The organism is Paenibacillus sp. FSL W8-0426 (assembly GCF_037969725.1).
Taxonomy (GTDB): domain Bacteria; phylum Bacillota; class Bacilli; order Paenibacillales; family Paenibacillaceae; genus Paenibacillus; species Paenibacillus hubeiensis.
In genome coordinates this window covers 6656655-6678970 of record NZ_CP150203.1, presented here as the reverse complement: position 1 = coordinate 6678970, position 22316 = coordinate 6656655, and the positions used below count along the sequence as shown (strand labels likewise).

The 22316-nt window shown below is 51.0% G+C and carries 22 protein-coding genes; 16 read left to right on the top strand and 6 right to left on the bottom strand.

The features are described from left to right. The first annotated feature begins 165 nt into the window (after positions 1-165). Positions 166-1251: a 23S rRNA (adenine(2503)-C(2))-methyltransferase RlmN gene (gene rlmN / locus MKY59_RS30175; RefSeq protein WP_236413442.1), complete on the top strand. Its 1086-nt coding sequence runs from the start codon at positions 166-168 to the stop codon at positions 1249-1251. Positions 1252-1407: 156 nt separating this feature from the next. Here the strand turns inward: rlmN and MKY59_RS30170 are convergent, their stop codons facing one another. Beyond that, positions 1408-1848: a GNAT family N-acetyltransferase gene (locus MKY59_RS30170; RefSeq protein ID WP_236413441.1), complete on the bottom strand. Its 441-nt coding sequence runs from the start codon at positions 1846-1848 to the stop codon at positions 1408-1410. A 334-nt stretch (positions 1849-2182) separates the two neighbouring features. Here MKY59_RS30170 and MKY59_RS30165 point away from each other — a divergent pair, with 334 nt between their 5' ends. From MKY59_RS30165 to MKY59_RS30145, 5 genes are all read left to right on the top strand, one after another. Next, on the top strand, positions 2183-2650 hold the full coding sequence (locus MKY59_RS30165) for a MarR family transcriptional regulator (protein WP_236413744.1): 468 nt from the start codon (positions 2183-2185) through the stop codon (positions 2648-2650). 104 nt (positions 2651-2754) lie between these two features. Further along, positions 2755-3858 carry a glycosyl hydrolase family 8 gene (locus tag MKY59_RS30160; RefSeq protein ID WP_236413440.1) on the top strand — a complete coding sequence of 368 codons (1104 nt, stop codon included), beginning with the start codon at positions 2755-2757 and terminating at the stop codon, positions 3856-3858. Positions 3859-3983: 125 nt separating this feature from the next. Continuing rightward, a complete protein-coding gene (locus MKY59_RS30155; protein WP_236413439.1) occupies positions 3984-4859 on the top strand; it encodes a diguanylate cyclase in 876 nt (291 codons plus the stop codon). Positions 4860-4879: 20 nt separating this feature from the next. After that, positions 4880-5023: a hypothetical protein gene (locus tag MKY59_RS30150; protein ID WP_236413438.1), complete on the top strand. Its 144-nt coding sequence runs from the start codon at positions 4880-4882 to the stop codon at positions 5021-5023. After that, a complete protein-coding gene (locus MKY59_RS30145) occupies positions 5016-6311 on the top strand; it encodes a glycosyltransferase (protein ID WP_236413436.1) in 1296 nt (431 codons plus the stop codon). Before MKY59_RS30150 ends, MKY59_RS30145 begins: the two co-directional genes overlap by 8 nt. A 239-nt stretch (positions 6312-6550) precedes the next feature. On the opposite strand, the gene MKY59_RS30140 is transcribed toward MKY59_RS30145, so the two are convergent. Further along, on the bottom strand, positions 6551-7333 hold the full coding sequence (locus tag MKY59_RS30140; RefSeq protein ID WP_236413434.1) for an ABC transporter ATP-binding protein: 783 nt from the start codon (positions 7331-7333) through the stop codon (positions 6551-6553). A gap of 124 nt (positions 7334-7457) precedes the next feature. Beyond that, entirely contained in the window at positions 7458-8687 is a 1230-nt protein-coding gene (locus MKY59_RS30135) for an MFS transporter (RefSeq protein WP_236413432.1), read from the bottom strand. Positions 8688-8803: 116 nt separating this feature from the next. Between MKY59_RS30135 and MKY59_RS30130 the strand changes: the two genes are divergently transcribed. The 6 genes from MKY59_RS30130 to MKY59_RS30105 all read left to right on the top strand — a co-directional run bounded on the left by MKY59_RS30130 (position 8804) and on the right by MKY59_RS30105 (position 15564). After that, entirely contained in the window at positions 8804-9646 is an 843-nt protein-coding gene (locus tag MKY59_RS30130; RefSeq protein ID WP_236413430.1) for a helix-turn-helix domain-containing protein, read from the top strand. Between the two features lie 305 nt (positions 9647-9951). Continuing rightward, positions 9952-10869 (top strand): ABC transporter permease subunit, encoded by a 918-nt coding sequence (locus MKY59_RS30125; protein WP_236413429.1) that lies wholly within the window; start codon positions 9952-9954, stop codon positions 10867-10869. Positions 10870-10946: 77 nt separating this feature from the next. Then, on the top strand, positions 10947-11828 hold the full coding sequence (locus tag MKY59_RS30120; RefSeq protein ID WP_339275224.1) for a carbohydrate ABC transporter permease: 882 nt from the start codon (positions 10947-10949) through the stop codon (positions 11826-11828). 58 nt (positions 11829-11886) lie between these two features. Further along, positions 11887-13479: an extracellular solute-binding protein gene (locus MKY59_RS30115; RefSeq protein ID WP_236413427.1), complete on the top strand. Its 1593-nt coding sequence runs from the start codon at positions 11887-11889 to the stop codon at positions 13477-13479. A gap of 21 nt (positions 13480-13500) precedes the next feature. Then, positions 13501-14469 (top strand): LacI family DNA-binding transcriptional regulator, encoded by a 969-nt coding sequence (locus MKY59_RS30110; protein WP_236413426.1) that lies wholly within the window; start codon positions 13501-13503, stop codon positions 14467-14469. Between the two features lie 51 nt (positions 14470-14520). Then, a complete protein-coding gene (locus MKY59_RS30105) occupies positions 14521-15564 on the top strand; it encodes a pectinesterase family protein (protein ID WP_236413425.1) in 1044 nt (347 codons plus the stop codon). 168 nt (positions 15565-15732) lie between these two features. Here MKY59_RS30105 and MKY59_RS30100 read toward each other — a convergent pair whose 3' ends face one another. Continuing rightward, positions 15733-16578, bottom strand: a complete 846-nt coding sequence (locus tag MKY59_RS30100) for an aldo/keto reductase (protein ID WP_236413423.1) — start codon at positions 16576-16578, stop codon at positions 15733-15735. A gap of 306 nt (positions 16579-16884) precedes the next feature. Here MKY59_RS30100 and MKY59_RS30095 point away from each other — a divergent pair, with 306 nt between their 5' ends. Beyond that, the gene (locus tag MKY59_RS30095; protein WP_236413421.1) at positions 16885-17562 is read left to right on the top strand and encodes a TIGR00266 family protein; all 678 of its coding nucleotides are present in this window, start codon (positions 16885-16887) and stop codon (positions 17560-17562) included. 216 nt (positions 17563-17778) lie between these two features. Further along, positions 17779-18252, top strand: coding sequence for a MarR family transcriptional regulator (locus MKY59_RS30090; RefSeq protein ID WP_236413419.1), 474 nt, complete (start codon positions 17779-17781; stop codon positions 18250-18252). 111 nt (positions 18253-18363) lie between these two features. Here the strand turns inward: MKY59_RS30090 and MKY59_RS30085 are convergent, their stop codons facing one another. Beyond that, the gene (locus MKY59_RS30085; protein WP_236413417.1) at positions 18364-19341 is read right to left on the bottom strand and encodes an aldo/keto reductase; all 978 of its coding nucleotides are present in this window, start codon (positions 19339-19341) and stop codon (positions 18364-18366) included. A gap of 115 nt (positions 19342-19456) precedes the next feature. Between MKY59_RS30085 and MKY59_RS30080 the strand changes: the two genes are divergently transcribed. After that, entirely contained in the window at positions 19457-20512 is a 1056-nt protein-coding gene (locus tag MKY59_RS30080) for an LCP family protein (protein ID WP_236413742.1), read from the top strand. 95 nt (positions 20513-20607) lie between these two features. Here the strand turns inward: MKY59_RS30080 and MKY59_RS30075 are convergent, their stop codons facing one another. Continuing rightward, a complete protein-coding gene (locus MKY59_RS30075; protein ID WP_236413416.1) occupies positions 20608-21192 on the bottom strand; it encodes an ATP-binding protein in 585 nt (194 codons plus the stop codon). 279 nt (positions 21193-21471) lie between these two features. Between MKY59_RS30075 and MKY59_RS30070 the strand changes: the two genes are divergently transcribed. Then, on the top strand, positions 21472-22269 hold the full coding sequence (locus MKY59_RS30070; protein ID WP_236413415.1) for an IclR family transcriptional regulator: 798 nt from the start codon (positions 21472-21474) through the stop codon (positions 22267-22269). Positions 22270-22316 lie beyond the last annotated feature (47 nt).

Here is a 22316-nt window from a genome sequence, read left to right as displayed (position 1 = left end):
GAAAAGCGAAAGGCCTTGTGTTCCTTTTGCAATTTTGGGACAATAAGGTGTAGAGGTTTTTTGAGCGAAACGCAGTCTGTCTCCATATTAGGAAGTTTATCGAAAGACGTTTGGCTTGCGGTTCATCAATAGACCATATGCTTTTTGCGAAAAGAGGATAGCATAATGAACAAACCATCCATCTATGGATTAACTTTAGATCAATTGCGTTCCTGGCTGCCGGAGCATGGACAGAAGAAATCCCGTGCCTCCCGGATCTGGGAACATCTATATCAGGAGCGCTCTCGCGATTTTACGGATATGACCGATGTGCGCCAGGAGTGTCTTGACGTGCTGGCCGAGCATTTTACGATGAATTCGGTCAGCGAACACGTGAAGCAGGAGTCGGCCGACGGCACGGTCAAATTTCTGCTCCGCCTTTATGACGGCAATCTGATCGAAACGGTCTTGATGCGGCAAAAATACGGCTTGACCGTCTGCGTAACCACGCAGGTGGGTTGTAACATCGGCTGCAGCTTCTGCGCGAGCGGCCTGATCAAGAAGAGCCGGGACTTGTCTGCCGGAGAGATCGTTGAACAGGTCATGCACGTGCAGCGTCATCTGGATGCGGCCAGCAAAGGCGAACGCGTCACCAATATCGTGGTGATGGGCATCGGTGAGCCGTTCGACAACTTCCAGAACATGTCCGATTTTATCGAAGTGATCAAGGATCGGAAGGGTCTTGCGCTTGCGGCGAAACGCATTACCGTTTCCACAAGCGGACTGCCGGACAAAATCAAGGAGTTTGCGGACAGCAGCCTGCAGGTGAATCTGGCGATTTCATTGCATGCGCCGAACAACGAGCTGCGGACACGGATCATGAAGATCAACCGTGCGTTCCCGATTGAGCAGCTGATGGACGCCGTGGATTATTACCTGCAAACGACGAACAAACGCATCATGTTCGAATATATTTTGCTGCGCGATGTCAATGATCAACGCGAGCATGCGGCCGAGCTGGCCGAATTGCTTTCCAGCCGGAAGAGCATGGTGAGCGTGAACTTGATCCCGTACAACCCGGTCGATGAACACAGCCAGTATCAGCGAAGTACGGAGGAATCGATTCTCGGATTCTATGATACGCTGAAGAAAAACGACATCAATGCAACGGTGCGTATGGAGCACGGCACAGATATCGACGCCGCTTGCGGACAGCTGCGCAGCAAACAGATGAAAAAACAGCAGCCAGGTCAACTGGCGCTGGGGCAGTAGTGTCTGGGCGCATGCCAATGAAGCTGTGACTGCGGGCTTACTGCAAAGGCACTAAAGCGAATAAAACGCCTATGCACTCCACTTTGTAGAAGTAGGTGCATAGGCGTTTTTGCGTTATCTTTGGGCGTATTGTGGCGATTTCGCTCGCGAACAGCCCTAATTCAATGTTTTGGTCATGAGCAAGTGCGGAATGCCATCCTCCAGAAAAACGTCCGAAGCCGGGGCGTATCCAAGTCGTTCGTAGAAGCCGGAGGCCTGTACCTGAGCGTGAAGTTTCGCTTTGACCAACCCTTGATCCAAGGACATTTGTTCCAGCTTGTCGATGAGCACTCTTCCAAGACCGTGCTTGCGATATTCCATCATAACGCAGATTCGCTCCAGCTTGGCCGTTTGCTCGACAACACGCAGTCTGGCCGAGGCGGCAGGCTCCCCATCGACATGTACAAGGATGTGACGGGCTTCCGTATGAAGCGCATCGTACTGGTCGAACTCGTCTTCTGCCGGCACCCCTTGTTCTTCAACGAAAATGGCTTTGCGAATGGCAAAGCAGGCTTCCAATTGTTCCTGATTTTGAACTTCTGTCACCGTAGTATTCATGAAAATGTCCCCTTTGGTCGGTAATAACCCTTTTCGGCATGGTACACTGAACTTGTCCTGAAATATCAGCAAGAATCGACATCGGAGCGTATGCATCCTGATATTGCAAGTAAAACAACCGATAAATGTGGTCTGTCTCCTGAGAGTTGCACCATCAGATGTTTAGTTATAATATCAGCGAGAATCGACATCGGAGCTAAAGCATCCTGATATTGCAAGTAAAACAACCGCTAAACGTGGTCTGTCTCCTGTGAGTTGCATCAATCAGATGTTTTAGTTATAACACCAACTATGTTGCGAATGCAACAAAAGGTATAGAAAGGCGTGAATGAGCTTGAAAGAGGTCTTGCGCGAAATCGGCATGATTGCCCGCTGTCTCGATTCCATCAGCAACATCGAGTTTCAGCACCTGAACCTGTCCCGGGGACAGTACCTTTATCTTTATCGCATCTGCGAAAATCCCGGCATTATCCCCAATCAGCTGGCCGAGCTGATCAAGGTTGACCGGACGACGGCTGCCCGGGCCATCAGTAAACTGGAGTCGGACGGTTTTATCGTCAAGAAGCCTCAGCAGGGCAATAAAAAGAACAAGCTGCTTTATCCCACCGAGGCGGGACTGGAAGCTTGGGAATTCATTCGCCGGGAAGGCGTGCATTCGGACCAGGTTACGCTTGCCGGATTTACGCCTGAAGAGATCGAAACAGCGGTCCGATTGCTGCGCCGGATGCGCCACAATATTGAAGTGGATTGGAAGTTCGTCAAGAAAGGCGGCCGAAGAGCCTACATGGATTCCACCGAATGAAGCCTACACATGCTGAATTACATCCCTTGGGCGTGCGCCGAACTTGTTTCGGGGATGCTCGTGATCAGAAGGCGGCACACGAGATTCAGAATCAGGAGGAAAGTATGAAACGTACATGGCGAATCTGGATTCCAGCATTGGTGGTGGCAACCGTTGTGCTGGTGGCGGTGATTTTTATGTTAAAGGAAAGATTCGTGATGAACGAAAACTCCCCCACGGCATCGTTTATCCAAAATCATATGACCAATCCCAATGGCACGTTGGCCTCTTATTTGCAGGACGCGCGTTCGGAGAATCCCGATATCGTCGCAGGACGTGAAGCACTGTCCGAGTCGATCGGCCTGTGGATGCAATATGCGGTGGCCAAAAATGATCAGGCCATGTTTGAGCAGAGTTATACATTGTTAAAAACGTATTTTCTCATGCCGCAAAAGTACATAGCCTGGAAGCTGGATGCGGATGGAACATCGCATGTGACGACCAATGCGCTTGGCGATGATTTCCGCATCGTGAATGCCTTGTTGGCCGCAGCCGACCAGTGGGCCGACGGGAGAGAGGACAAGCTGCAAACGGCAGCCGCCATCTCTCGGGTGTTGACGGAATTCGTGCAGCAGCATGGATACTATGTCGATTTCCATGATTTCTCCAATGGTTATTCGTCGGATCTATTAAGCCTGGTCTATGTGGATCTGCCTGCCCTGAAAGCGATGGAGTCGCATGAAATGCTGCAGCCGGGGACCTATGGCAAATACAAAGGCCTGCTTCAAAGCATGCCTGATGATGGCGTGTTTTATGCCAAAACCTTTGATCCATCGACCAAACAATTTGCATATAGCGATACGGTAAATTTGATCGACCAATTGATCATTGCCAACCATTTGATGGAGACCCCGCGCAAACCCGACAAACTGATCACTTTTCTGAAAAAGGAAATGAACCGGCTGCACTACCTTCCGGGCCAATACAACCGTACCCAGCGCACGCCCTCCGTTACTTATGAGTCGCCTGCCGTTTACGGTCTTGCCATCGAGCTAGCCATTCGGGCAGACGATCCCAAGTGGGCGAAGCAGCTGTACAAACAGATGGTGAAATTGCGGGATCAAGACTCACGCTATCCGGGAGGATACGTTTCGGGCGGGAATACGCATATGTTTGATAACCTTGTCGCTTTGCTCGGAGAGACGAAATTGTATCATTTCTTGAAATAGTATATGAAAATAGTATATAAAAATTTTCATTTCAATTACGATTGTTTATGCTAGTATATAATTGTCAAACGGTGTCATAAATTAGCGAAATAACGTTTGGAAAAACGTCTGGAAAGAAGGGAACCATGAGAAACAAAGCGCCCATCCTTCGCATGGCTTGGGGTTATGCCATTTTGATCGGGTTAGCGGTCATTCAACAGCTGCTCGTTTATCTCAAGCTGTATCTCAATCAAAGCTACACTCTGATTGATGTTGTATTCAGCATCGCTGCCCTTGGCGCGCTGGTCGTTGGTTTTGTTATACCGGTAGGCGTCTCTGTCGTCATTGGATTTATTTATTTGGTGTCTTATTTTGTATGGCTTGTAACGTATGCCGATGTGAACGTCATCTCGTTTTCCTGGTGGCTGCTCATTCCGGCTAACGTGGCTGTGGCAGCCTTTATCAAGGTAGGGCTCGTACGCAGCGCACGCGTGATGGAGCGATTGCAAGAGCTGCAGGACCGCAATCCCGAGGTTGACCTCGATACGTCGCTGGGAAATCGCGAGGCTTTTGCCGATACGGTCATCAAACAGAGCAATTTGGCAAAGCGTTACTCGGACCAATACGGCTTCAGCATGGCCATGTTCAAAATCGAGTTTTTGTCGCTGGTGCAGGAATCGCTCGGCTCCGTCCGTTATGCCCAATTTTTGCAGGAACTATCGAATACGATTCAGAAGCAGATCCGGTATGAGGATTATAAGTTTTATGTGGATCGCGGACGTTTCGTTATTTTATGTCCGATGACCAATGCGGACTTTTTGCCGGAGATGACGAAGCGAATCAGAGATGCCATGATGAACCTCCAGTTTATCGACAAAAAAGGAAACGAGCTGCAAACCGTGATCAAGTCCGGGGCATTGGTGTTCCAAAAAGAGCAGTTTGACAAGTACGAACATGTCGATGCGGTAATCGCCGCTCTTGAGCGCAACACGGAAACGGACCTTATTGGAGAATACATCTAGACTGAAGGGGAGGATCATCCATGGATTATGTATCCTGGTTTATCCCGCTTTGCATTGCGGTAAGCAGTTTTTTTATCATCTCGATCCTTATACTGACCGTGGCTACGCTGCGTTTCCGGGAACGGATCAACAGAAAATATGATCGGAGGAGAATGAATGGCTGATACCGTGTTATTGCTGTCCATTCTCAGCATCTGGATCTCCGTGACCGAAGCCATTATCATCATGGCCGGGGCCATTCGATTCATTCATCGCCAGGAAAAGCAACCCATCGAAATTCCCGTGAATATGGATCACTTTCCAACGGTGTCGGTGTTGGTGCCCGCCCATAACGAAGGGCTTGTCATTGTGTCTACCGTGGAGCATATTCTACGTTTGAATTATCCTGAGCATAAGGTGCAGGTCATTGTCATTGCTGACAACTGCACGGACGATACGGCCGAACGCTTGAAAAAACTGAAGGCCAATACGAGCTATGCCGAGCGGGATTTCACGATTCTTGAGCGAACCGGCGCGGGCGGCAAATCCGGAGCGTTGAATGACGCTCTTCAAATGTCCACGGGCGAATGGATTTGCGTATATGATGCCGATGCCGCGCCTGAACGCAACGCATTGTTATTTCTGGTGCAAAAAGCGCTTGAAAACCCGGAGAAGCACGGCGCTGTTTTTGGCCGGAACAAAGCCCGCAATCGTGGACAGAACTTTCTCTCCCATTGTATCAATCTCGAGCTTGTGACCGTGCAGCGCGTCCACCATACCGGATTGTGGGAACTGTTCAAGCTGGGTACGATTCCCGGAACCAACTATATCATCAAATCCCAGTTGATCAGGGAAATCGGAGGCTGGGACCCGGACGCGATTACGGAGGATACGGCGGTTTCCTTCGATGTGCTCACGCGTGGGCAGCTTATCGCGCTGGCTCCGCGTGCCGAGGCTTATCAGCAGGAGCCGGAGCAGTTGCAGGTTTACATGAAACAGAGACAGCGTTGGTCCAAAGGCAACTACCAGGTGGTCATCGATAATGTGAAACACCTGTTTGACCGTACCAGTTGGAGAATCAAGCTGCATGTGCTTTATTATGCGGCAAGCTATTTTTGGTTCATGATCGCCATTCTCGTATCGGACATCATTTTCGTATCCAACATCATTTATCAGATTGTTGCGTTATTCAATCCTGATGTCGTCTCGCCGTTCCAGTTTGCCGGAGACGTGTACGTATACCTCGTGATTGCCTGGGCACTCATGTATTACATTTATGTTCTGCAAATCACGCTGGCGCTTTCGGCCGATATCGGGCAGTTGAACACACGGAATTTTATCGTGGCATGCATATCCTACTTCACGTATGCCCAGTTATTCCTGATCATTTCCGTGAAGGCATTTATCTCCCTGATCGGGGACAAAATTCTCCGCAGGGAAACAAAGTGGTACAAAACCCAGCGCTTTGGCTGATGTCGCTTGTTAAACGTAAAGGACTGTTTTCCGGTTGGTTTCGGAGACGGTCTTTTTGCGTTAGGCGTGGCATACTGCGCGACGTTTTGCACATTTACGGGAGAGGTATGCACAATTTGTGGGGATAACCGTTGAAAGGGAACAGCCCCGATATCTATCCACATGTGGATAAATCATTCGGGGCATGACAAAGGCGTTTCTGCACAGGTTGTACACATCGTATGGATAAATGGCTTGAGTTATGATGACTGCGCGGCACGCACATACACGCGTTCACCGTGCCAGTCGACCTCTACCGGGGCTTCGAAAAAACGGGTCAGCACATCCACGTTCATCAGGTCTTTGGTGAGTCCGCGCTCGACCACCTCGCCCCTGCGCAGCAGCAGGCTGTGCCGGAAAGCCGGCAGAATCTCTTCGGTGTGATGGGTGACATAAATAAGCGAAGGCGTATCTTCCCTGGCAGCCAATGCACTGATGCTGTTCAACAGCTGTTCCCTGGAGAACAGATCGAGGCCGTTGCACGGCTCGTCGAGAATCAGAATGCGCGGATTGGCCATCAGCGCGCGGGCGATGAGCAGCTTCTGCTTCTCTCCCTGCGAACAGGTGCGGTATTCGCGGTCCCAGAGGTGCCCGCAGCCGAGCATATTCATCCAATGTCTGGCTTGATCGAGGTCGTTATCATCCAACTTGTCGTACAGTCCAATCGTGGCGTGTTTGCCGCTGATCACGACGTATTGCGTACGATCCGTTCCGTACAGCTTCTCCTGCAGGGAGGAGCTGACCCAGCCGATGGACTTTCGTAGTTGACGCAAGTCGACGTCTCCATACGTGTGCCCCAGCACCGAGATGCTGCCTTCGGTCGGCCACAAATAACCGGTAATCATGTTGAGGAGCGTTGTTTTGCCCGACCCGTTCAGGCCAAGCAGGGCCCAGTGCTCGCCATCGCCCACCTGCCAGGTCACATCGTTCAGCAAGGTGAGCGGCCCTCTTTTCCACGTTACATGCTGCACATCAATCATCATGTCAGTTACCCTTCTTTCCATTGACCTATTCCTCGTTTTCCTGAAAATGCCGTCTTTGCGATTCATGCTTATATGTCAGCTTTTGTACATTGTAGACCGAATGCTCGCCATTGTTCAACCGCAATCAGGCGGCTGCCTGCTTTCCTTTGGGCAGAAAGATGGCGAACACGCCCAGCAGCGGCAGGAAAGAACACAACTGGATGACCCAAGCGACGCTGGTGGCATCCATCAGGGAGCCCAGCACGACGGACCCCAGTCCCGCCATGCCGAAGGAAAGTCCAAAAAACAGGCCGGATACCGTACCGATGTGATTTGGCAGCAGCTCTTGCGCATAGACGATAATTACGCTAAATCCGGACATCAGGATGATGCCGATGCATGCGCAAAGCACCATGGCCCAGATCGGACCTGCATAAGGGAGCAGGATCGAGAAAGGGGCCGTGCCTGCAATGGAAAACCAGATCATCGGCTTACGTCCGAATCGGTCGGCCAAAGGACCGCCAATCAGGGTGCCGACCATGCCCGCAAATTGAAGGATAAACAGGCAAATCTGCGCCTGGGACAACGATAAGCCGTAATGGTCGGCATAATAAAACGAATAATATCCCGTCATTCCTGCCAAATAGACGAACTTGGAGAAGAGAAGCAGGATCAGAATGCCCAGCGTAAAGGCAATGAACGTTTTGCTGTATACTGCTGAGCCTCCGGCCTGTTCCTGACGCTTAAGTGACCGCTTCGCTTCCGAGCTCGCCTGCTGCAGGGCCAGCCTGTCTTTGTACCACCGGCTGACATAGGTCTGAATCAGCATGCCCGCCAGGGCCAGACCAATAAGCCACAGGAAGCTGTGCTGCCCGCGCGGCAGGATCAGGTAAGCAACGACCAGTGGCGCCAAAGCTTGCCCGGTATTGCCTCCAACCTGAAAAATCGACTGGGCCAGCCCACGTCCTTTGCCTGCAGCCATGTGCGCAACACGGGAAGATTCCGGATGGAGCACGGAAGAGCCTACGCCCAGCAGGGCTGCCGACACAAGCAGCATCCACAGTTCGGTGGATAGCGCGAATCCCAGCATGCCGAGCAGCGAGCAGAGCATGCCCCCAGGCAGCAGAATCGGCATCGGTTTGCGATCCGACATATAGCCGATCAACGGCTGCAGAACGGATGCGGTAATGTTCAGCATAAACGCGATCCATCCCATTTGCGCAAAGCTCAGCTGCAGCGTTTGCTGGAAGAGCGGGAACGATGCCGGAACGACCGTCTGCATCGCGTCGTTGAGCAGATGAGCGAAGCTTACGCCGGCCAGTGCCCAGTTTGCGGCGTGGTTCACTTGCAATTTCATGTAGGCCGTCTGGGCCATGGAAATCACCTCGAAGATTTTTCTACTCATCATAGAAGATCGCAAACGGTTTGTCTTTGCGAAAAGTGCTGGGAAAGTACGCACTTTTTGCTATAATGTCAGCAGGTGAGAACAATATGGAATTGAACATAATGATGAACGATCTGGAACTATGGAAAGCTTCGGGCCGTTTTGCCAATGAACCGCATGTCCATGACGACTGGTATCAGGTCACGATGCCCGTGAGCGGAATATGCGATTTCGTTCAGGAACGCCGTGCCTATCAACTCGCTGCCGGAAAGGCCATTGTGGCGCATCCCCAAACCGAGCACTTTTTTCAGATGGATTCGGATACGAGCGTTATCGTCATCAAATTTCGCAGCCTTCCTGTGGCCGGTGGGAAGGATGGAGAACGGGAACATCGGCAGCAGGAGGTGAAGAGCCTGCATGTATTCGATACGCGGGAGATCAACACGTTGTTCAGAAGCTGTAGCGCCATTCTGCTGGAGGATGCACCGGAACCGCTTCAAATGCAGGAGCTTGAATTCAAGGTGCAAAGGTATCTGGACGGTTTGTTGAAGGGGCGGGAGCATTCCCCCCGGGAAGAAGGATTGCTTTCGGCTAAGCCTGCGCGAGTGGACGGTTTTTTCCTGGGGACCGCAGACACACATTTGACCCGGGTGCTTGAATATATTCACGACAGTTATACATCCGGTGCAATGAACATTGATTCGATGGCTGCCGTTGCGCATCAGAGCAGGTATCATTTCATGCGTTCGTTCAAAGCGATGACCGGATCGACCCCGCATCAATATGTGTTGAGGCTGCGGGTGGAACAGGCTTCGATGTTATTGCGCCGAACGCAGGCAAAAGTGACGGATATTTGTGCGCAGTGCGGATTCTCAAGCATCGACCAATTTTATCGGGCCTTTCTGCGGCTCAAGGGTTTAACACCCACCGAATACCGGCGTCAGACGTAATGCCTGCTCTGTAGAAGGAGCGTAAGGCATTACGTTTTTTGTGATTTGAAGGGGCTAGTTGTACAAAAAAATAGTGGCTTCCGACGGATTTGTTTATTGCTAAATTGTGGAGGCTCTGCTATGATGGGTAAAATGTTATGTAAGCGTATTCATTTAAGGCAAAATTACAACGTTGTAATTATAAACATCCAGCATAAATTTTTGTACGTATCCTATTTAATTATGAGATATTCCATCTGGTTTATCTATAAATTTGTTCGAAATTTCAAACGTTGTAATTTATGAAGAGAAGGAGCTGATTCAAGGTGAAAAGACGGTGGGAGGCGCTGTTCAAGCTGATGCGGCGCGACAAATACCTGCTGCTGATGTTCTCGCCCATCTTTCTGTATTACGTCGTGTTTATGTATGTTCCAATGCCCGGGGTTCTGCTGGCCTTCCGGAATTTTATGCCGGGTCAGGGCGTGTTCAGCGGAGAATGGGTGGGTCTGAAGTGGTTTGATCAATTCGTGCATTCCATCTATTTCTGGAGGCTGCTGCGGAATACGTTCCTGCTTGCATTCCTTCCGCTTCTCTTCGGGTTTTCGATTCCGATCCTGTTCGCGATTTGCATTGTAGAAATCAAAAACCGGGTGTTCAAACGTTTCGCGCAGACCGTGACGTATCTTCCCCATTTCATCTCGACCGTGGTTGTCGCCGGCATGATCATCAACTTTCTCTCTCCGACCGATGGCATCGTCAACACGCTGATCATGAAGCTTGGCATGGATCCCGTCAATTTCATGATGGAGCCGGGGTGGTTCCGTACCATTTTCACCAGCTCGGACATCTGGCAGAGCTTCGGCTTCAGCTCGATTATCTATATCGCTGCCATCATGGGCATCGACTCCGAAATGTACGATTCCGGCAAAATCGACGGTGTCAACAAATTTCAGGAGCTGTGGCACCTGACGCTGCCGAGCATCAAACCCACGATTGTGATCCTGTTATTGCTGTCGTTGGGCGGCATCATGAATGTAGGCTTCGAAAAGGTGTACCTGCTCTACAATCCCGCTACATACGATACCGCTGATGTTCTCTCCACTTATGTTTACCGTATGGGAATTATCGGACAAAACTACGGATTTGCGACCGCCGTCGGCCTCTTCAACTCCATCGTGACGTTTATTCTCGTCCTGGCAGCCAATACGCTGACGCGACGATTGACCAAGATGTCCTTATGGTAAGCCCATCATTAAGAAGCTGCGAGAAACTTAGCGGTACTTGATTTCGTCGCAGCTTCTAACTTCAAAGGAGGCGAAACATGAAGATTTCCGCAAGCGACCGGTTATTTTACGTTCTGGTTCACATTTTGACCATTCTTGCCGTGGTGGTCACCCTGTATCCTTTTCTATATGTGATCAGCATTTCGTTCAGTTCCGTCGATGCCATCGACAAACAGAAGGTGTTTCTGTTCCCCGTTGAATTTACGCTGTCCGGATACAAGATGGTGCTGCAATACCGTGAACTGTGGGTGTCCTTCTACAATACGGTCTGGTATACCGTGGTGGGCACGCTGCTTAATGTAGTGGCCACATGTCTGGCTGCATTTCCGTTATCCCGGCCGCAATTTTTTCTGCGCAGGAAACTTAACTTTTTCATCGCATTCACGATGTATTTCTCCGGTGGCCTGATTCCGGCATACATGCTGATTAACTCGCTGGGCCTGTATAACACCCGTTGGGTGATGGTACTGCCCGTGTTGGTCATTACGTTTAACGTTATGATCTGCCGCTCCGCACTGGAAGGCATTCCGAATGAAATATTCGAAAGCGCGAGTATTGACGGGGCCAATGAGATTACGATGCTGTACCGGCTGGCCGTGCCCATCATCAAGCCTACGTTGGCCGTGCTGGCACTGTATTATGCCGTGTTTCACTGGAACAATTTTTTTACCGCATTGCTTTATTTGGGGAAACAGGATATGCAGCCGCTCCAGATGTTTCTGCGCAGGGTGCTTGTCATGGCCTCCCCCGAGGTCATGCAGAAAATGGGCGGCGCGATGACCAGCAATGCACTGGCGGTATCCACCATCCAAGTGCGTTATGTATCCATTGTGGTCAGCATCGTTCCCATCGTCATGATCTACCCTTTTATCCAACGGTATTTCGTCAAGGGCATCACCCTTGGAGCCGTGAAAGGATAGCTTTACCCGCAAGCCATATCTAATCATGTGTTGTTCATGAAAAGGGAGGAGTCGACGGATGAAATTCAAAGGGGCAAGCAAAATCGCATTATTTGCATGGCTGGCGATCAGTTTGGCAGGCTGCAGCAGCGGGGGGACGGGAGGAAGCGCTGATGGAGGAGCTTCGGCGGAAGCAGAGTCGAGCTATAACTACACGGGAGCCGGCCCGGTGACCGACACGCCGGATGCCAGGCTGTCGATTCTGGCGACCAATGCCTGGACAACGAACGTGGACCTTTCCACAGCTGAAATCGTCAAAAAGATCGAAGGAAATGCCGGCGTCACGGTCGATTGGGACCTCATTCCGCCGCAAAACTACGCCGACGCGGTCAGCCCGCGGCTGGCGGCCGGATCGGACCTGCCGGATATCGTTTATTTGCCGGATCAGGACCAATTAATGAAGTATATCAATAGCGGCCTTTTTCTCCCGCTGGATGAGCTGTACGAGAAATACGGCGTCAATTTGAAGAAAATTTATGAAAAATCACCGTCCATTAAGGCAAGTCTGACCACGCCGGATGGTAAAATGTATTATGTGCCGCAGCAAACGCTGACCCGGAACTATATGCCATTATTCATGATCAACCAGCGGTGGCTGGGCAAGCTGAATCTGCAGGAGCCAACGACGTTGGACGAATTTACCGCCATGCTGCGCGCGTTCAAGGCTGGGGACCCGAATGGAAACGGCAAAGCCGATGAAATTCCGCTTTCCATGGAATCCAAGTTTATTCCGATGGCGTTTGGGCCGGCCTTTGGTCTGGATCTGTCCAACAACTTCTATGCCGATGATCAAGGCAAGGTGCATTTCAGCTATTACGAGCCGGCATACAAGGAGTATTTGGCGTATCTGAACGGTCTTTATAAAGAAGGACTGCTGACGGTTGATTATGCCAGCACGACGGGCGATCAGGTGACTTCCCGCATTTCGCAGGACGTGACCGGGGTGACGTTCAACTTCAGTTGGTACCAGTCGATGGTATACAGCCCGCTGTTCAAGGATTATGATCCCAAAGAGCCTGTATTCAAAGGCATCGCGCCGCTGAAGGGACCGCACGGAGATCAGTTCTACATTGGACGCACGCCGGTGAGCGGCATCTTCGGCATTTCGAAAAACAGCAAAAATCCGGATCTCGCCTTCAAATTCCTCGATTACGGAGTCAGCGAGGAAGCCCAGACCATGTATACATGGGGCATCAAAGACGACACGTATACGGAAGAGAATGGCGAGAAGAAATTCACGGACAAAGGCAAGGACAACGAATACATTCAGAAGCTGGGCATCGGTCCGGTGAATCTGCCGAACATTCAGTCCACCGACTCAGCCGATGCGGTTGTGCCGGAGTGGCACTCCAGCTTGGACAAAGAACTGGAGAAGTACGTGCATGAACCGTTCCCGTTTGTGTACGCGCTGCCGGACGAAGCCTCAATTGAAAGCACAACCATGCCTGACATTACCACGTATGTACAAGAGATGAATTTCAAATTCATCAGCGGTGAGCTGGGGCTGGATCAGTTCGACAGTTACATCGAAACGTTGAAAAACATGAACGTCGAGCAGGTCATTGCCGGAAGGCAGGCCCAATATGACCGCTACATGGCCGCACAAAAATAACCCTTTTGAGGTGTAGGACGTTTGATAACAATTAAGGACATTGCCAAATTGGCGGGGGTGAGCTACAGCACCGTATCCAAGGCGCTGAATGGCGACCCCCGCATCAAACATGAGACGAGACAGAAAGTGCTCGCTATCGCGGAGAAGCATCATTACCGCAAAAACATGCTTGCGAGCCAGCTTTCGACAGGCAGGAGCAGCATTATCGGCTTTGTATTGGACGAACTTAGCAATCCTTTGTTCTCTACAATCTCGGGGAATCTGCATGCGGAACTGAAAAAGCGGGGGTATCAGATGATTCTCGTCGTAGCCGACGACGGTCTGGACATCTTCAGCCAGCTTCGTGTGGATGGATGCATTCTGTGGGATTTTGCACTGAACAACCGGGAGACGTTCTGGAAAGGTTTTGCTTCCCTGAACATGCCTTGCTTCGTGCTGGGCACGGATGAGACCCCCAATTCCCCCTACATTAAAATTGATCGCAAAGAGGGCATTTTCCGCGCGGTGGAACATTTGAAGGGATTGGGGCACCAGCGCATCGGATTTATCGGAAACTCCCAGCATATCAAGCTGGAGGGGTATCGCGAGGCCATGCAGCGCACCGGTCTGGCGTTCAATCCGGGCCATGTGCTGCCAGCCCACTCTTCCTGGGAAGACGGGTACTTTGCGATCCGCAAGCATGCGTTCGATTCGAATTCGCCAACGGCTTTCATCGGTCTGAACAACCTGGTGACTCGGGGGGCGCTGCGCGCGCTGCTCGAAGCGGGCTATAGCGTTCCGGGGGACGTTTCTCTTATTGGTTATGACGATCTGCCGGACATGCAGTATGCGGAAGTGGCGCTGACCACGATCGGCCCTCCGCTGGATGAACTGGCCGTGCAAGCGGCGGAGTTAATCGTAGCGTTGATCCGGGACGAAGAGGTGGATGTTCCGGTCGTGATCCAGCCCAGGCTGTACCATCGCAGCTCGGTGGGGCCATGCCGGGGATGAGGCTTCACTTTCAGGAACATGGAATAGAAATGAAAGAAGGAGGATGAACGGATGGCGACGTTTCAGCCGATGGACGGATCAGGGAAGACGGCATACCGCTGCACGGTGGCCATGGACGGAAGCGGAGATTATCGCACTATTCAGTCGGCGTTAAATGCCATTCCGGCCGATGTTTCCGGGGAGGCGGTCATATCCATTAGAGCCGGGGTGTACAAAGAGAAGCTGACCATCGACAGGGAGGGCGTTCGCCTTGTCGGCGAAGGGGCGGATAACACGGTCATTACTTATGATGACTATGCGCTTAAACGTTTTCCGAACGGCGAGCTCTACCATACGTTCCATTCATATACCGTTTTGATTGCCGCGGACGATTTTATCGCAGAAGGCATTTCGTTCGTGAACGCGGCTGGCCCGGGCAAGCAGGTCGGTCAGGCCATCGCCGCTTACGTCGATGGAGACCGGGCCGCGTTCAGGCGCTGTCATTTCATCGGACATCAGGATACGCTCTTTACCGGACCGCTGCCGGAGCAGCCGATGGATCGCAGTTTTTTCGGCGGACCTCGCGATGGGCTGGAGCGGCGCAAGCTTCGTCAATATTACGAGGATTGTTACATCGAAGGGGACGTTGATTTCATTTTCGGTTCGGCGACGGCGTTGTTTCAAGGGTGTGAAATCTTCTCCAAGAACAGGTTTTCGGGCCAAGAGATGCCGCAGGGGGAAGTGAACGGTTGGATCACGGCGGCTTCCACGCCGGAGGGAGTCCGGTACGGCTATGTGTTCAGCAATTGCCGCCTTACCGGCGACGCTCCGCCCCGATCCGTTTATTTGGGTCGGCCATGGCGCAACGATGCCAAAACATGTTTTCTTCACTGCTGGATGGGCCCGCATCTAAGGCGTGAAGGATGGCATAATTGGAACAAAAGCGAGGCCGAGTCTACCGTGCTCTACGCCGAATATCAAAGCAGCGGACCCGGAGCAGCCGAGGCCGGAGAGCGTGTGCCCTGGGCCAAAGTGCTGAGCGACGAAGAGGCGGCAGAATATGCAGATGCCTTGGTTGTGGCAGGAGAGGATCATTGGCGGCCCTTTGCTCGGTAATTCGGTTATCGACGGATGCAGAAGGCCGGGGTGCGGGTTCTTTCACTGCGATATGGGTTGATGCGCCAAACAAGCCAATGGACTTCCCGAAAAGCGGGCAATCCATTGGCTTGTTTGGTCTAGCTGCTTGGTGTGATTGATTAGCTCGGATACAACATCTGTCGTGGTTTAGAAGTTGAAGTTATCCGGGTCGGGACCGACGCGAACATTTTCGTTCAACCCGGAGATGCGATCCATTTCTTCCTTCGTCAATTCGAAGTCGAAGATGGACGCATTTTCGATAATGCGGTGTTCCTTGGTGGACTTCGGAATGGTGACGACGCCGTTTTGCAGATCCCAGCGCAGAATGATCTGGGCCACGCTTTTTCCTTTGGCGGCCGCAATCTCGGTCAGGACCGGGTTATCCAGCAGTTGTCCCTGCATGAGCGGGGACCAGGCCTCAAGCTGAATGCCGTGTTGGTCGCAGAAGGCTTTGAGTTCTACCTGGGTCAGTCGGGGATGGTATTCGACCTGATTGACCATCGGTTTGATTTCCGCATCCTGCAGCAAGTCCTCCAAATGATGAATCTGGAAGTTGCTGACGCCGATGGCTTTGATGCGGCCGGCTTTGTACAGCTCCTCCATCGCTTTCCAGGCACCTTTATATTTGCCAGCTTTTGGCCAGTGGATCAGGTACAGATCCAGATATTCCAACCCCAGCTTGCTCATGGTTGCGTCAAAGGCAGCGAGCGTTTCCTCATATCCGAGATCAGCCGTCCATACTTTGGACGTAATGAATAATTCCTCACGCTTCACGTTGTATTCTTTCATCGCTTCGGCAATCGCCTGGCCGACGCCGGCTTCGTTGCCATAGATGGCGGCCGTATCCACGCTGCGGTAGCCGTGCTCGATGGCCTTTTTGACCGCTGCAATCAATTCGGAGCCCTCGTTTACCTGAAATACGCCCAGGCCGAACCAAGGCATACGAACGCCATTATGTAAGGTTACCGTCGATTGTAGATGTTGTGCTGTCATGGAATGACCTCCTCTGGATTGATATATCCAACCCTAAACAAAGGGATATGGATGAATAATTTAAATATGATCCGATTGAATCTATATAGATTGAATTGGACTCAATATATTATAATATAGTAAAATACGAAATTAAAGTTTATATAACATTGGAAGAGACTAGGGTACAGACCGCAGGTTTTCGTTCAGTGGATTTTTGTTCCCTGCAGATGCTATTATGAATTATTCTTTCGGTACTTATTCCACCGACGTTATATGATTGTTGGAACCGATTCTAATGCATTTCATCCAAGGAGCTGAGGAACGATGAATTACGAAATTTTGCATGAGGGTGCGTTTGCGATGCTTCGCGTTCGTCTGCAGCGCGGGGAACGATTCAAGGCGGAAAGCGGCGCTATGGTATCCATGACGCCGACGGTCGAATTGAAAGGTTCTGCGGAAGGCGGCATGCTCGCCGGTTTTGGCCGGATGCTTAGCGGAGAGAAGTTTTTCTTTCAGGAATTAACTGCAGTCGGCGGTCCCGCCGAAATTTTGCTTTCGCCCTCCAGCATAGGAAGCGTGGAAGCGGTCGAACTGGACGGCTCGTATTCCCTATATGTGCAGAAAGACGGCTTTCTCGCAGGCACGGAGGGCATTCAAGTCCACAGCAAGATGCAAAACCTGAAAAAGGGGCTATTTTCGGGCGAGGGCTTCTTTATCGTCGAGATCAGCGGCCGGGGCACGGTATTTCTGTCGTCATACGGGGCCATTCATGCCCTTCCATTGGCGGCGGGTGAGGAAGTGATCGTGGACAATGCCCATTTGGTGGCGTGGCCCCAGTACATGGACTACCGGATTGAAAAAGCTTCGCAAGGGTGGTTCTCCAGCGTAACCAGCGGGGAAGGCCTTGTATGCCGATTCCGCGGAGAAGGTATCGTCCTGATCCAGAGCCGAAACCCTCAAGGATTCGGGCAATGGGTGAAGCAGTTCATTCCTTCGCGTTAGGAAATGATGAATACGCATACGGTTTGCAACGGATTTCAATATCCAGGCGTTATTACACTACATGGACCCGGATCCAATCGCCAAGGCTTCTGCGCCCTAGTCTATGTGTCGAAGGATGGCACAAATGATGCTGAAAGCATGTTTTCATGGTGATGTTTTGATACGCGAACAGCGATGGCGGTCAGGCCCCAAGTATCAATGATGGAGGAAGATGAGATGACAGGCTCACAGTTTAAAAATGCACAAGAAAGTCCCGGACACCTGCTGTGGCAAGTGACGACGATGTGGCAAAAGGAAATTCGCAGGGTGCTGGAGCCCATGAACCTGACGCAGCCCCAATTTGTATTGCTGCATGCCGTTTCATGGCTCAATGAACGGGATCACGAAGAAAAGGGAGTCACTCAGGTTCAGATTGCCCAATTTGCCAATGTGGATGTTAACGTAACCTCGCAAGTACTGCGTACGCTTGAAAAAAGAGGGCTGATCACGCGGTCACGCCACCATACCGATACGCGTGCCAACATTATTCACACGACAGAGGCGGGAGCGAAGCTGGCGCTTGAGGCAATTCAGGTCGTAGAGGCCGCGGATCGGGAATTTTTTGGTCGGGTGGGCGAGCGCAGGGAAGAGTTCATGAAAACGTTGCAGCAATTCATCAATCATTCATCGTTCACCGAATCCTCCGAATAACTGATCGGCTCAATCATTAATGACGCGTGGTTGCATGTCCGGGTTTCCTTATAGTGAAGAACCCCTTCTGGCCTGAAATGAGCCAGAAGGGGTTTTTCGGGTTGCCAAGTGTCATCCATCGATGCGATAGGTCGCGAACGGTTCGCCATGGCGGAAAGACTGGCTGAGTTGATCCAGCCCGTCCATCATTTCATCGGTGAGTTCCAATTCCAGGCTGCTCAGGTTATGCTCTAGCTGCTCGGTACGCGTAGCCCCGACGATGACGGTGGATACGGCCGGGCGGTTCAGCAGCCAGGCCAGGGAAAGGACGCTTGGCGAGCATCCGTATTCGGCGGCCTTTTCGCTGACCTGCTGGCCGAGCGTGATGTTCCGTTCCTGCAAAAAGCGGTTAAAGGAAGGGTCCGTATCCGCCCTTGAACCGACCGGCACGCCGGATTCGGAATTATATTTGCCGGTCAGGATACCGCCGGCCAGCGGGAAGTACGGAATAATGCCTACGCCCTGATCCAGGCAAAGGGGAACGAGTTCCACTTCCGGCGTCCGGTCTGCCAGCGAATAGCTGGTTTGCGTGGAAATATAGCGTACGTATCCCTTCGATTCGCTCGTGGCCAGAGCTTTCATCAGCTCCCAGGCCGCGTAGTTTGAAGCCCCGATGTAGCGCACTTTGCCGGAAGTAACCATGTCGTCCAGCGTACGCAGCGTTTCATCCAAAGGCGTATATGGATCAAACGTATGGATCTGGTAGAGGTCTACATAATCGGTTTTCAGGCGGCGCAGGCTTTGTTCAAGCTCCTGCTGGAGGTGGAGACGGGAAGAGCCGCGTCCATGGGGGCCGTCATGCCGAGGCAAGCCCGCTTTGGTCGCGAGCACGGTTTGCTCTCTGCGGCCTTCCAGCGCCAGTCCGATGATGCGTTCCGATTCGGTTCCGGCATAGATGTTGGCGGTATCCACGAAATTGATGCCGCGATCCAGTGCGGCATGAATAATGCGAATGGAGGTCTGCTCGTCCGACCGTTTGCCGAAGGCATTGGTGCCCAGCCCGATGGCCGATACGCGCAGGCCGCTGTTTCCGAGACGTCGATATTGCATGGGTATCGCTCCTTTTTATGTCAACGGTTGTATAGCCGATTATAACTTATTTTGTTGAAAACACGTTACTATTGTAGTTAAATGATTCTATTAACGCGTATACAAAGGAGATATGATGGAAAACAGTATCGCAAGTCTAAGCCGGATGGACCGCAAAAAGAAGCCGCAAAAACCGAAGAAGTCATGGAAGAAACCCTTGCTGATCGCGTTCAGCGTTTTGATTTTATTGGGGGGCCTCGGATTCGTGTTTAGGAAAGATCTGGTCCTGCTGGGGTTTAAACTGTTCGCATCGGATACCGTTAAAGATGTGCTGGACGAGTCCTTCAAACCTGTGGGAGATGCGGAAGAAGAGCCTGTGGTAAAACATACCGACCCATTTTCCTTGCTGCTTTTAGGCATCGATCAGAGGGATAATGAACCAAGCCGTTCGGATACCATCATTTATTCTGTCGTGCGCCCGGAAGACAATAAGGTATTGTTGTTATCCATTCCGCGAGACTCTTATACGGAAATCGTCGGCCGGGACGTGAAATCGAAGATCAACTCGGCATATGCCCACGGTGAAGCCAAAATGGCGATAGACACGGTGGAGCAGCTGCTGCAAAACAAGGTCGATTTCTATGCCGCGATCAATTTCAACGGTCTCAAGGATATCGTGGATGCCGTAGGTGGCGTGGAGCTGCCGATCAAAAAAGACATTGAAAACAAGTTAAAGTCCCACGAGAAGTTATTTGTGGCGGCGAACAAACCGATCTATAACGGGGAAGAGGCGCTCGGGTACGTCCGTTATCGCGAGGATTCGGATTTCAACCGGACGATGCGGCAGCGCATATTTCTGAGTGCATTCATGAATCGTGCGCTTGAAGTCAAAAATTTGACCAAAATCCCGGACGTCATCAAAATTGCCGGAAGCAATTTTACGACCAACATGAATTCGGACTTTATCATCGATTTTGCCGAGATGTTGTACATGAAGGACAGCATTCCTGCCATCAGCAATTATATGCTGAAAGGCGACGGGGCAATGCGAAGCGGTACATGGTACTATGACCTGTCGGAGAGTGATCTGGAGTATGCGAGAGGCATGATTGCCAGCTGGTTGGACCCGAATGCTGAAACCGTCATTGAACCGGAATCAACGGATGAAACCGGCGCGACGGATAAGAGCTAGAACGTAAGAAGCAACAAGCTCTTCATTATTTACATTATGAAAATAGGGAAGTACACGGAAGCCTAACGCGTTCCGTGTACTTTTTCGTTATGACATCAAGATGGCACGACAGATAAAGGCAGCTGAGAAGCCAGATGCCTCAGATCAAAATCCTCTGAGCTGTTATCTACGGCGATGAGATCAATATTTTCCCACATACATATATTCGCCTGTATTCCTTGGACAAAGGTATCCCAGTGTTCCAGTTTCCACTTGTCTCGCTCCAGGCCACGGCTTCTGATCCGCTGCTGAAGAACATCTGCATTCACATCAACTCGTAACACGACAGGAATAACCTCTTCCCAGCCATACTTGGAGATTAATCCATCAATGTAATCGCTTTTATGAAAATATCCAACAAAAGGCGCGTCAAGAATGACCGATCTGCCTAATTGCAGATTGTCGTTCGCCACGTTTAATAACGTTTCATACTCCAGATCCATAACAGTATCCCGGTAATAGGTGTTGCCGTCGCGCTCGTGAGGGGAGTAGCCGTGTGCTTCCAGAAGCTTTCCTGTGAAAGTGTTGCACACCACATCTTTATCCAGATAACAAAAATGGTGCTCGGCGGCAAGTTTTTTGCCGATCGTGGATTTGCCCGAGCCAGCGGAGCCGATCAGAAAAATCAGAACAGGTTTCATGAGGTTCCCCCCTAAAAAGATACCCAGACCATTTAGATCATGGGTGTTTTTTTGGTTCGTATATGCGAACCTGATTCGCGTTGGTGAACATTCGCTTCTAGAGTATACTGTTTTTCTCGGAAATACAATCCCTTTTGAGGAAAAAGGATAAACAAAAAAAGTTTTAAGAAAGCGGTTGAAATTTTCCGAGGGGCTGATCTATAATGAGGGCATCGTTCGGTGATGTGAAATAAGTTCACATATGCGAACTTCGACGTCGAAGAATTTGAAGGAGATAACATGGACAATATTCGCATGAATAAATCTGCGGAGCGTGTTGCAGATTTACTCGTTTTATTTGCCAAGAGTGGTACTCCGCTAACACTGAATGAAATTTGCAAACAGATGAACATGCCCAAAAGCAGCGGGTTCGAATTGGTGCAAACCTTGCTGCACAAAGGATTTATTGAAATGGATGATGCGCGTCTCAAAACATACCGCCTAGGTATAGCGGTGTTTGAGACAGGCATGGCTTATTTGTCCAACATGGGTGTTCCTCACATGGCCAGACCTTTGCTTCAAGAGCTGAATCGTCAGACGGGCAGCACGGCCTTTCTTGGCATTGAGGATAAGGGACGGATTGTCTACCTGGACAAAGCGGAGAGTTATTCGGTGATGCGGCCGACAGCCAAGCTGGGCTCCCGCCGATATATGCATACTACGGGTCTGGGCAAAGCGCTGCTTGCGGCCCTCCCGACAAGCAAGGTTTTGGAGATTTTGGGAGAAGGAGAGATCCCTTCGCGTACATCCTACTCCAAAGTAACCATTCCCGATATTTTGCAGGACATGCAGGAGATTCGCGAGCGTGGTTATTCTATCGATGACCGGGAGGATCATCTTGAGATGTATTGCATTGGCTCTGCTGTCTATGATCAGTGGGACGAACCTGTAGCTGCAATCAGTGTGGCCAGCATGTATTCCACCATGACCGCGGAACGTGAAGCAAACATTGTAAAGCTGGTCAAAGAAGCGGCATGGAAGCTTTCAGCTCAACTGGGTTACAGCGGTGATCGGTTATATCCGCGAACACAAGAGTAGGTCGAAGCGAACCCAAAACCCAATATACACATGGTATTACCAATAGA

Excerpts from the sequence above, each read along its gene's own strand:
- rlmN (WP_236413442.1), top strand. The coding sequence starts at position 166 with ATGAACAAACCATCCATCTATGGATTAACTTTAGATCAATTGCGTTCC.
- MKY59_RS30170 (WP_236413441.1), bottom strand. The coding sequence starts at position 1,848 with ATGAATACTACGGTGACAGAAGTTCAAAATCAGGAACAATTGGAAGCC.
- MKY59_RS30160 (WP_236413440.1), top strand. The coding sequence starts at position 2,755 with ATGAAACGTACATGGCGAATCTGGATTCCAGCATTGGTGGTGGCAACC.
- MKY59_RS30155 (WP_236413439.1), top strand. The coding sequence starts at position 3,984 with ATGAGAAACAAAGCGCCCATCCTTCGCATGGCTTGGGGTTATGCCATT.
- MKY59_RS30150 (WP_236413438.1), top strand. The coding sequence starts at position 4,880 with ATGGATTATGTATCCTGGTTTATCCCGCTTTGCATTGCGGTAAGCAGT.
- MKY59_RS30145 (WP_236413436.1), top strand. The coding sequence starts at position 5,016 with ATGGCTGATACCGTGTTATTGCTGTCCATTCTCAGCATCTGGATCTCC.
- MKY59_RS30140 (WP_236413434.1), bottom strand. The coding sequence starts at position 7,333 with ATGATGATTGATGTGCAGCATGTAACGTGGAAAAGAGGGCCGCTCACC.
- MKY59_RS30135 (WP_236413432.1), bottom strand. The coding sequence starts at position 8,687 with ATGGCCCAGACGGCCTACATGAAATTGCAAGTGAACCACGCCGCAAAC.
- MKY59_RS30130 (WP_236413430.1), top strand. The coding sequence starts at position 8,804 with ATGGAATTGAACATAATGATGAACGATCTGGAACTATGGAAAGCTTCG.
- MKY59_RS30120 (WP_339275224.1), top strand. The coding sequence starts at position 10,947 with ATGAAGATTTCCGCAAGCGACCGGTTATTTTACGTTCTGGTTCACATT.
- MKY59_RS30115 (WP_236413427.1), top strand. The coding sequence starts at position 11,887 with ATGAAATTCAAAGGGGCAAGCAAAATCGCATTATTTGCATGGCTGGCG.
- MKY59_RS30105 (WP_236413425.1), top strand. The coding sequence starts at position 14,521 with ATGGCGACGTTTCAGCCGATGGACGGATCAGGGAAGACGGCATACCGC.
- MKY59_RS30100 (WP_236413423.1), bottom strand. The coding sequence starts at position 16,578 with ATGACAGCACAACATCTACAATCGACGGTAACCTTACATAATGGCGTT.
- MKY59_RS30095 (WP_236413421.1), top strand. The coding sequence starts at position 16,885 with ATGAATTACGAAATTTTGCATGAGGGTGCGTTTGCGATGCTTCGCGTT.
- MKY59_RS30090 (WP_236413419.1), top strand. The coding sequence starts at position 17,779 with ATGACAGGCTCACAGTTTAAAAATGCACAAGAAAGTCCCGGACACCTG.
- MKY59_RS30085 (WP_236413417.1), bottom strand. The coding sequence starts at position 19,341 with ATGCAATATCGACGTCTCGGAAACAGCGGCCTGCGCGTATCGGCCATC.
- MKY59_RS30080 (WP_236413742.1), top strand. The coding sequence starts at position 19,457 with ATGGAAAACAGTATCGCAAGTCTAAGCCGGATGGACCGCAAAAAGAAG.
- MKY59_RS30075 (WP_236413416.1), bottom strand. The coding sequence starts at position 21,192 with ATGAAACCTGTTCTGATTTTTCTGATCGGCTCCGCTGGCTCGGGCAAA.
- MKY59_RS30070 (WP_236413415.1), top strand. The coding sequence starts at position 21,472 with ATGGACAATATTCGCATGAATAAATCTGCGGAGCGTGTTGCAGATTTA.